At 66.6% G+C, this 9,197-nt stretch carries 9 protein-coding genes and 1 pseudogene; 4 read left to right on the forward strand and 6 right to left on the reverse strand.

Annotation, left to right across the window (positions count from 1 at the left end; genetic code table 11):
- Positions 1 to 622 precede the first annotated feature (622 nt).
- The 5 genes from WAZ62_RS16360 to WAZ62_RS16380 all read right to left on the reverse strand — a co-directional run bounded on the left by WAZ62_RS16360 (position 623) and on the right by WAZ62_RS16380 (position 4,970).
- A complete protein-coding gene (locus tag WAZ62_RS16360) occupies positions 623 to 925 on the reverse strand; it encodes a helix-turn-helix domain-containing protein (protein WP_422644604.1) in 303 nt (100 codons plus the stop codon).
- 104 nt (positions 926 to 1,029) lie between these two features.
- Positions 1,030 to 1,845, reverse strand: a complete 816-nt coding sequence (locus WAZ62_RS16365) for a hypothetical protein (RefSeq protein WP_422644605.1) — start codon at positions 1,843 to 1,845, stop codon at positions 1,030 to 1,032.
- 118 nt (positions 1,846 to 1,963) lie between these two features.
- The gene (locus WAZ62_RS16370; RefSeq protein ID WP_422644606.1) at positions 1,964 to 2,869 is read right to left on the reverse strand and encodes a DUF4344 domain-containing metallopeptidase; all 906 of its coding nucleotides are present in this window, start codon (positions 2,867 to 2,869) and stop codon (positions 1,964 to 1,966) included.
- Positions 2,866 to 4,578 (reverse strand): SulP family inorganic anion transporter, encoded by a 1,713-nt coding sequence (locus tag WAZ62_RS16375; RefSeq protein ID WP_422644607.1) that lies wholly within the window; start codon positions 4,576 to 4,578, stop codon positions 2,866 to 2,868. The genes WAZ62_RS16370 and WAZ62_RS16375 overlap by 4 nt, the downstream gene beginning before the upstream one ends.
- Positions 4,579 to 4,703: 125 nt before the next feature.
- On the reverse strand, positions 4,704 to 4,970 hold the full coding sequence (locus WAZ62_RS16380) for a helix-turn-helix domain-containing protein (protein WP_422644608.1): 267 nt from the start codon (positions 4,968 to 4,970) through the stop codon (positions 4,704 to 4,706).
- Positions 4,971 to 5,249: 279 nt separating this feature from the next.
- On the opposite strand from WAZ62_RS16380, the gene WAZ62_RS16385 reads away from it, so the two are divergent.
- Both WAZ62_RS16385 and WAZ62_RS16390 read left to right on the forward strand, forming a co-directional pair.
- Positions 5,250 to 6,203, forward strand: coding sequence for a Ppx/GppA phosphatase family protein (locus tag WAZ62_RS16385; RefSeq protein ID WP_422644609.1), 954 nt, complete (start codon positions 5,250 to 5,252; stop codon positions 6,201 to 6,203).
- Positions 6,200 to 6,919, forward strand: coding sequence for an RlmE family RNA methyltransferase (locus WAZ62_RS16390; RefSeq protein ID WP_422644610.1), 720 nt, complete (start codon positions 6,200 to 6,202; stop codon positions 6,917 to 6,919). Before WAZ62_RS16385 ends, WAZ62_RS16390 begins: the two co-directional genes overlap by 4 nt.
- Before the next feature lie 13 nt (positions 6,920 to 6,932).
- Here the strand turns inward: WAZ62_RS16390 and WAZ62_RS16395 are convergent, their stop codons facing one another.
- Positions 6,933 to 7,280 (reverse strand): hypothetical protein, encoded by a 348-nt coding sequence (locus WAZ62_RS16395; RefSeq protein WP_422644611.1) that lies wholly within the window; start codon positions 7,278 to 7,280, stop codon positions 6,933 to 6,935.
- Between the two features lie 156 nt (positions 7,281 to 7,436).
- Here WAZ62_RS16395 and guaB point away from each other — a divergent pair, with 156 nt between their 5' ends.
- Together guaB and WAZ62_RS16405 are read left to right on the forward strand one after the other, a co-directional pair.
- Complete coding sequence (gene guaB / locus WAZ62_RS16400) at positions 7,437 to 8,903, forward strand: IMP dehydrogenase (protein WP_422644612.1); 1,467 nt, start codon at positions 7,437 to 7,439, stop codon at positions 8,901 to 8,903.
- 10 nt (positions 8,904 to 8,913) lie between these two features.
- A pseudogene (locus tag WAZ62_RS16405) lies at positions 8,914 to 9,197 on the forward strand (hypothetical protein); the annotation flags it as partial.

Raw genomic sequence — 9,197 nt, forward strand, 5'->3', positions numbered from 1 at the left:
AACCGACGCCTCGCCAAGGACTGGGAAAACCTCGCCGACACCCTTCGCGCTTTCGTCACCCTCGCCTCGATCCAACTCGCCATCAGAAGGCTCGCGCGATAGTAGGCTTTTGAGTCAGGTTCTTACAAGAAATCTGATGGAATTGGAAGATTGAGATTATCAAATGGTGAATTCGATACAATAAAATATGATATAGAACGTGATGTTTTGCCATTATGTGTGAGAATTTCTGGATTTAATATGATTGGATTGGGGTTTCGGTCAAATGTGGTTATCATCGAATCTAATGTTTTGAGAGAATTATTTAAGAAAAACTGAAATTAGGAGCCTTTGTTTTTGATTATAGAAATTTTGGAGACGCTATATCTAATTGATCTGTATGTACAGAAATGGTAATTGGCTGACAGTGCCGCCTTTATGGGCAGGGTTTTCAGGCCGCTTTATGAGGCTTTGAGGTGGGTGCGCTGGTCTCCTTCGGCAGGCCGTCGATGAAGGCCTTGTCGGGGGGGCTGCCGTTCATGCCCCGGCCCTGGTGAGGTCGCCTGGTGTTGTAGGCGACTTGATCAAGATCGGGCATGGCATCAGGCTGCCGGTTGCCTTATCTCCCGCGACGCCGTCGCCATCACACCAAATCATCCAGTCCGACATTCAGTGCTCCGGCGAGCGCCTTCATCGCGCTGATCGAGCCTTCGCGTTTGCCGGTTTCGATCTGGCTGACATAGGCCGGGGACAGGCCGGCCCTGTCGGCCAGGGCCCTTGCGCTGAGGCCACGGTGTTCGCGCCAGAGTTTGAGCGGGCTTTCGCTGTCGATCATGCGACTGACCATGTCGGCGGGCAAAGCCTCCTCCTCGCCGGCGGCGAGGCGGGCGCGGTAGCGCTCGACGGCGGCGAGGTCGGTTGGGGAAAGAACTGGTCGAGGGTACATGGCGAACACTTCCTCTTCCCGCGTGCCTCGACTGTCGAGCGAAGCGGGACTGGAGGACTGAATCCTACCCGGCAGGGCCCTGACGGGCCACAGCTATGTGCCGCTCAGACCTCGATCCAGTCGTCGAGGTCGCCGTCGGGCTGGAGGCAGGCGGCGGCGAGGGTGCCGCCGAAGCCGCAGCCGCCGTCGATGGTGGCGCGGTGCTGGCCCATGATCACGCCGCCGCGGTTGCGGTCGAAGCCGCGGATGATCAGGCGGAAGTCGCCGTAAGGCGCGTCGTCGTCGAAACGGCCGGGGCCGCCCCACCAGAAAGCGTCGCGCTGTTCGGTCAGGGGGCGGGCGGCGTCGAGCCCGGCGTTGACGAAGAGCAGGCCCTCGCCCGTCGAGAAGGCATAGCGGCGCAGGCCCGAGAGCAGGTCGTCATGGCCCGGGTGGTCGTGCACCGCCTGCATCACCCGCGAGGTCCAGCGGGTGATGGCGACGGCGCCGTCGCGGATATGGCCGAAGCCGCTGTCGGGATCGATACCATAGGAGCGCAGGGTGGCGCCCACGCCCTGGCTGATCATCCACTGCAGCACTTCGCGCGGATTGGGCGCGAACTGCAACTGGCCGAGTTTCACCCACATCTCCTCCTGCGCGCCACGCAGGAAGACGATGTCCCAGGGCTCCATCCCGGCGAAGCAGAGGACGTGGCGGCGGAAGGCCAGCATCTCGTCCATGGTGCCGGCGGCATCGGCGCCGTGCCCGATCATGTTGCCGAGATAGACCAGCCGGTCGCCCCGGCGCAACCGCCCGGCGAGGGCGTCGTGCAGCACGGTCAGGCGATGCAGCTCGGCATGGACGGCGCCGACGCACCAGATCCGCCGGGCGCTTTCCAGCCGCCCGTAGATCTCGCTTCTTGCGCCCGCCATGACGTTCATGGTGCTTCCCGAACGCTCCCGTCGTGCCAGCTGCAAAAGAATCGCCCCTTCGAGTCCTGATCCCGAATGGTACCATGTCTGGCCCCACGCGCGAGCGAAGACGCAAGTAATTGTGGCTTCAGGGGGCAGGTGGCGCCGGGGCGGTACAGCCGTAGCGACGCCCGCCCGGCATCCCGGTCACCGGCACGTCGCACAGGGTCTTGCCGGGCGCGGGGTCGTGGCGGCGGCGGGCATAATCGGCGAAATGCTCGAGGAGGCCGTAGCAGATCACGATCTCGACCGTGTTCGCGTTGTAGAAGGCATCCGGGTTGCCGCAGTCGGTGAAGACGATGCCGATATCGCGCGGCAGGCGCAGCCGCTCGGACAGGCGGTCGGCGGCATCCTGCACGAAGGGATCGGCCCGCACGATATCGATCAGGTCCCGGAAGCGGGAGGCGCCGGCATCTTCATAGGTCACGCGGAAGCGACCGGCGCCCGGCGCCATGGCCTCGCCCGAAGGCCGGCCGTAATGCTGGCTGACCCAGTCGATGGAGCGGGCGGCGAGGGCATATTCCTCGGGGCAGTAGAGCGCACGCTCGATCGGCAGGGTGGCGGTATCGGCGAGGTCGCGCAGATGCTCGGGGTCGGAGCCGAAGATCAGGCAGGTGAAGGTGAACAGGCGCTGGATATCCAGGGAATGCTGGTCCCAATAGGGGATGCTGCTGTCGAGTTGCAGATCGTCGAGCCATTCCAGCAGCCAGCCATCGGCGATCGCCTTCAGCCGCTCGCGGAAGTCCGGCTGCAGCCCGGCATCCCGCCGCAGCACCAGCAGCAGGGCACCCAGCATGTCGGCGGCGTCCTCCTCCCGCCCGAAGACGGGAAGCCGCAACTGGTCGATCAGGGCATGGCCGATCTCATGGCCGACGGTCCATTGAACATTGGCCTGGATGAACAGCCGGTCGCCGGTATCGAGCGGGCGCGGCTCCGCCCCGGCGGGGCCGGCGCAGATCAGCAGGGCGAGAAACAGGCAGAGGCGTCGGATCATGCGGTCGCGGGCGTGGCCTTCCGGTGGGCGGCGATCATGGCATCGGCGACGTCCGACTTGAAGTGGGCGCGGGGCGGGCGCACGCCATGGGCCAGCAATACCCGGCGAACCGCCGGCCTCGCCCCGCCGACATAGACGATGGCGCCCCGCCGTTCGGCTTTCCGCAGGAAGCCTTCGATGGTCGCGGCCGCCGTCGAATCCAGGAAGGGCACATTGGCGAAATCGAGGACATAGGCCCTCGGGCTCTCGCCCAGGCGGTCGAGCACGGCGCCGACGCTGGCGGCAGCGCCGAAGAAGAAGGCGCCGGTGATGTGATGCACGACGACGTCGCGGTCGCTCGACAGGGCGGGGTCGTAACGCTCCTGGCGGCGGGCGTCGTTCTTGTCGCCCCGATCCTCGGCGACGAGGGGCATTTCGCTCTCGACCTCGACCGATTGCGCCATGCGGTGCAGGAACAGCAGGGCGCCGAGGGCGAATCCGGCGACGATGCCTTCGGCGAGGTCGCGGAACACGGTCAGCAGCAGGGTGGTCAGCAGCACGACGGCATCCCCGCGCGAGGTGCGCAGCAGGACGGCGAAGGCGTGTTTCTCGATCATGTTCCAGGCGACGATGGCGAGGACGCCGGCGAGGGCGGCCAGCGGAATGGCCGAGGCGAGGGGCGCCGCCAGCAGGACGAAAGCCAGCAGGAAGACGGAATGCAGCATCCCCGCGATCGGGCCGTGGGCGCCGGCGCGGACATTGGTCGCCGTGCGGGCGATGGTGCCGGTCACGCAGATGCCGCCGAACAGGGCCGAGGCGATATTGGCCACGCCCTGCGCCACCAGTTCGCAGTTCGAGCGGTGGCGCCGCCCGCTCATGCTGTCGGCGACGACGGCGGACAGCAGGCTCTCGATCGCGCCGAGCAGGGTGAAGGAGAGGGCGGCCGGCAGCACGGCGATCGCCTTCTCGAGGCTGATCGTCGGCAGGCTGGGCAGGGGGATCGACTGGGGAATGCCGCCGAAACGGCTGCCGATGGTCTCGACATCGAGGCCAAGGCCGAGCGCGGCGAGGGAAGCGAGGGTGACGGCGATCAGCATCCCCGGCCACTGCGGCCGGAAGCGGCGCAGGGTCAGGATGGTCGCGATGGTCAGCACGGTCATGCCGATGGTGGCGACATTGGCCGTCGGCAGGGCGGCGCCCAGCATCTCCAGCTTCGGCAGCAGGGCGCCCGGCTCCTTGCCCGGCAGGGTCAGGCCCAGCAGGTCCTTGATCTGGCTGGCGAAGATGATGATGGCGATGCCGGCGGTGAAGCCGACCGTGACCGGATAGGGAATGAACTTGATATAGGTGCCAAGGCGCAGGAAGCCGACCGCGGCGAGGAAGACGCCGGACATCATGGTCGCCAGCAGCAGGCCGTCGATACCGTGGATATCGACCGTCGCCGCGACGAGGACGATGAAGGCCCCCGCCGGTCCGCCGATCTGGAACCGGCTGCCGCCCAGCGCCGAGACGAGGAAGCCGCCGATGATCGCGGTATAGAGCCCGCGATCCGGCGGCACGCCCGAGGCGATGGCGATCGCCATCGACAGCGGCAGGGCGACAATGGCGACAGTCAGCCCGGCCAGCGCGTCGGCCCGGAATTCGGCGAAACCGTAACGCTCACGCAGGATGGTCACGAGCTTGGGCGTGAACAATTCGATGAAGCTGGGTTCGGCGGTCTTCCCGACCATGACGATCACTCCTATGAGAGCAGCAAAAGCTACCGGTACTCCCGAGGGCAGCAAAGGCTGCCGGGCCGCTACCTGCGGCGGGGATCGTCGGCAAGAGGTCGGCGGTCGCCGTCGCGTGATCGGGATCAGGCGCCTTGGGCGGGTTTCGGGGACTTGAGGCGCAGGCCCCGTCCGCCGCCGCTGCTCGGCGCGTTTTCCGCGATCAATTCCACCCCGGCCCGGTCCAGCGCCTCGACCACGCGGGTCAGGCTCTCGACAACGCCGCGGACATTGCCCTCGCTGGCCTCCATGCGCTGGATCGTGGGCAGCGACACGCCCGCCAGCTCGGCCAGGGAACGCTGGTCGAGGCCGAGAAGGGCGCGGGCAGCCCGCATTTGCGCGGCGGTCATCATGGGTAGATCATGTATAAAACATCATCTTTGATAGATGGTATGTCGATTGTGCGGGTCTGTCTTCGAGTTTTCACGACCCCGGCCCGGGGCCGGGGATTTCGCGCGTTTTTTACCCAAACACCGGAAAACTGCTATCATGAGGGCAAGTGGGGCGGCGTGGGCCGTCCCGATCGGTTGAGGTAGATCGTGTCGGACTCGCGCCCTGAGGGGCTTGATCCCGTGGGCGGCGCGTGGCGCGCCGAATTCACGGGCCATTCTGGTGACGGGGGCGATCCGCCCATGTTCGCGGCGCTTGATCTTGGCACCAACAATTGCCGGCTGCTGATCGCCGAGCCGGCGCGGCATGGCACCTTCCGCATCGTCGACGCTTTCTCGCGCATTGTCCGGCTGGGCGAAGGCCTCGCCTCCCACGGCCGCATCGCCGATGCCGCGATCGAGCGGACACTGGATGCGCTGCAGGTCTGCGCCGGGCGGATGCGCCGCCGCCGTGTCACCCATATCCGCGCGATCGCGACCGAGGCTTGCCGCCGGGCGACCAATGGCGGCGAATTCCTCGCCCGCGCGCTCAATGAAACGGGCATCGCCCTCGAAGTGATTTCCCCGGCTGAAGAGGCGCGCCTCGCCGTCGCCGGCTGCACGCCGTTGCTCGATCCCGACCGGCGCCGGGCGCTGGTGTTCGACATCGGCGGCGGCTCGACCGAACTGGCCTGGCTCGCGGTCAAGGGGCCGGACCGGGCGGAAATGCTGGACTGGATCTCGGTCCCCCTCGGTGTCGTCACCCTGGCCGAGCGTTTCGGCGGGGTTGAGGTCGACGCCGATGTCTACGGCCGCATGGTGGGCGAGGTGCGGGATGCGATGGCCGGTTTCGCCGCCCGCCATGATGCGCGGGACGCCGCGCGCGACTTCGGTTTCCAGTTGCTCGGCACGTCCGGCACGGTCACGACCCTGGCGGCCGTGCGGATGAACCTGCCGCGCTACGACCGCTCCCGGGTTGACGGCAGCTGGATGACGCAGGACGAGATCAATCGGGTGATCGCCGATATCAAGGCGCTGTCTTTCGACGGGCGGGCGGCCAATCCCTGCATCGGTCGCGACCGGGCCGATCTTGTGCTGGCGGGCTGCGCGATTCTGGATGCGATCCTGGAAGCCTGGCCGGAAAAGCGGCTGCGCATCGCCGACCGCGGCCTGCGCGAGGGTGTATTGATGGGTTTGATGGCGGAAAGCAAGGCATGAGCGGGCATAGCGGCGGCAGCAAGAGCGGCAGTGTCTCCGGGCACAACCGGGGCCTTCACGTTCGGGTGAAGACGGCCAAGAAGCGGACGATTTCCTCGGCTCGCTGGCTGGAGCGCCAGTTGAACGATCCTTATGTCGTGGCGGCGAAGCGCGAAGGCTATCGCAGCCGCGCCGCCTTCAAGCTGATCGAGATCGACGACAAGCTGCGGGTGCTGCGCCCCGGCGCGGTCGTCGTCGATCTGGGCGCCGCGCCCGGCGGCTGGTGCCAGGTGGCGAGCGTGCGCGTGCGCTCGCGCCCCGGCGATCCGGGGCCCAATGGCAAGGTCGTCGGCATCGATCTGACCGAGGTCGCGCCCCTGCCGGGGGCCGAGGTGATCCAGTTCGATTTCCTTGCCGAGGACGCGCCCGAGAAACTGCGCGAACTCCTGGGCGGGCCGGCGGATGTCGTCCTGTCCGACATGGCGGCGTCCTCGACCGGGCACAAGGCGACCGATCACCTGAAGATCATGGCTCTGTGCGAAGCCGCGCTCGACTTCGCCATCGAAGTCCTGACGCCGGGCGGGGCCTTCATCGCCAAGGTCCTGCAGGGTGGCTCGGAGAACCAGCTGATGGCGGCGCTGCGCAAGCATTTCGCCGTGGTCAAGCACATGAAGCCCCCGGCCAGCCGCAGCGATTCGTCCGAAATGTATGTCGTCGCGACCGGTTTCCGGTCGTGATGGCTTCCCCATTTCAAGGGAAACGGTGAACGACTTCGATCAGCCCCCGGATGGCGGCGTTGAAATCGTCCAGCGCCTCTGCCGGGATCCAGTATTCGCGATGGCTCCGGCCGCCGGCGTCCTGTGGCTCATGGCTGTCCAGATAGGCCTTGCTGATCTCGAATCGGGTGACGAAGCCCGAACCGCTCGCCGGAACATTCCAGTCACGGGCGATCTTGATGGCGTAATCCTCGGTCGTGACCGGGTAGAAAATCGGCTGTTCGGGCAGGCGCGGGGGAAAGGCACGCATGCCGGACCGGCGGATCAGTTCGAGCTCCTCGGGGCCGACCGGGCGCCACAGGGTTACGGTTTCATCGCTCATCAATGCAATCTAGGCGTTGCCGCATGCGGCGACAATCGACATCACGGGCGGTGCATGGCCGGCCTGCGTCTGCCGGCTAGGCCGCGGCGGGCGCCCGTGCTATAGAGCGCGACCCCGATTCAGGACCGCTCTTTATTGCTGCACACGGAGGATTAGATGCAGATCCGCGAAGCTCTTACCTTCGACGACGTGCTGCTGACGCCTGCCGCCTCCAGCGTGCTGCCCGCCCAGGTCGACACCCGCACCCGCATCACCCGCTCGATCGAGCTGAATATCCCGCTGATGTCCGCCGCCATGGACACGGTGACGGAAAGCAACATGGCGATCGCCATGGCCCAGGCCGGCGGTATCGGCGTCATTCACCGCAACATGGAAATCGATCAGCAGGCCGATCAGATCCGCCAGGTGAAGAAATTCGAATCCGGCATGGTGGTCAATCCCGTGACCATCGCGCCCGACCGCACCCTGGCCGATGCCCATGCCCTGATGCGCAAGTTCTCGATCTCGGGCATTCCGGTGGTCGAGACGGCCTCGGGCAAGCTGGTCGGCATCCTGACCAATCGCGATGTCCGCTTCGCGACCGACGACAGCCAGCTGATCTCCGAACTGATGACCAGGGAAAACCTGATCACGGTGAAGGACGGCATCGACCGGGGCGAGGCCAAGAAGCTGCTGCACAAGTACCGGATCGAGAAGCTGCTGGTGGTCGACGACGCCTATCGCTGCGTCGGCCTGATCACGGTCAAGGATATCGAGAAGTCCCAGCAGCATCCCAATGCCGCCAAGGACAGCGCCGGCCGCCTGCGCGTCGCCGCGGCGACCACGGTCGGCCCCGATGGTTTCGCCCGGGCCGAGGCGCTGATCGCCGCCGGCTGCGACCTGATCATCGTCGATACCGCTCATGGCCATTCCCAGCGCGTGATCGATGCCGTCGCCGCCATCAAGCGCCTGTCGAACGAGACCCAGGTGGTCGCCGGCAATGTCGCCACCGCCGCCGCCGCCATCGCCCTGATGGATGCGGGCGCGGATGCGATCAAGGTCGGCATCGGCCCCGGCTCGATCTGCACAACCCGCATGGTCGCCGGTGTCGGCGTGCCGCAGCTGACCGCGGTCATGGATGTCGCCGAAGTCTGCCGCAAGGCCGGCGTGCCGGTGATCGCCGATGGCGGCATCAAACTGTCGGGCGATTTCGCCAAGGCGATCGCGGCCGGCGCTTCCGTCGCCATGGTCGGCTCGCTGCTGGCGGGCACCGACGAGGCGCCGGGCGAAATGTTCCTGTACCAGGGGCGCAGCTACAAGGCTTACCGCGGCATGGGCTCGGTGGGCGCCATGGCGCGCGGCTCGGCCGATCGCTACTTCCAGGAAGAAGTGAAGGACACGCTGAAACTGGTGCCGGAAGGCATCGAGGGTCAGGTGCCCTACAAGGGTTCGGTCCACACCGTGATCCATCAGCTGGTCGGTGGCCTGCGCGCCGCCATGGGTTATACCGGCAGCGCCACGGTGCCGGATTTCCAGGACCGCGCCCAGTTCGTCCGCATCACCAACGCCGGCCTGCGCGAAAGCCACGTCCACGACGTGACCATCACCCGCGAAAGCCCGAACTACCCGCAGGGCGGCCGCTGAGAGACGCCCCATGCAGCCCGCCGCCCGGATTTCCGCGGCGATCGAGATCCTGATCGAGATCGCCGCCGCGACGGACGCGGCGGACCGCGTGGTCGACCGCTACTTCCGCAACCGGCGCTATGCCGGCAAGCAGGACCGGGCAGCGATCAACGGCATCGTCTGGCATGGCCTGCGCCGTCAGGGCAGCATCGCCTATCTGACCGGCGAGGCGCCGTCGCCCCGCCTGACCGCCATGGCCGCCGCCGTGCTCAGCGGCTTCACCGACGCGGCGACCCTCGATGCCTGGTGCAGCGG

This window comes from Zavarzinia sp., assembly GCF_049306435.1.
Lineage (GTDB): Bacteria > Pseudomonadota > Alphaproteobacteria > Zavarziniales > Zavarziniaceae > Zavarzinia.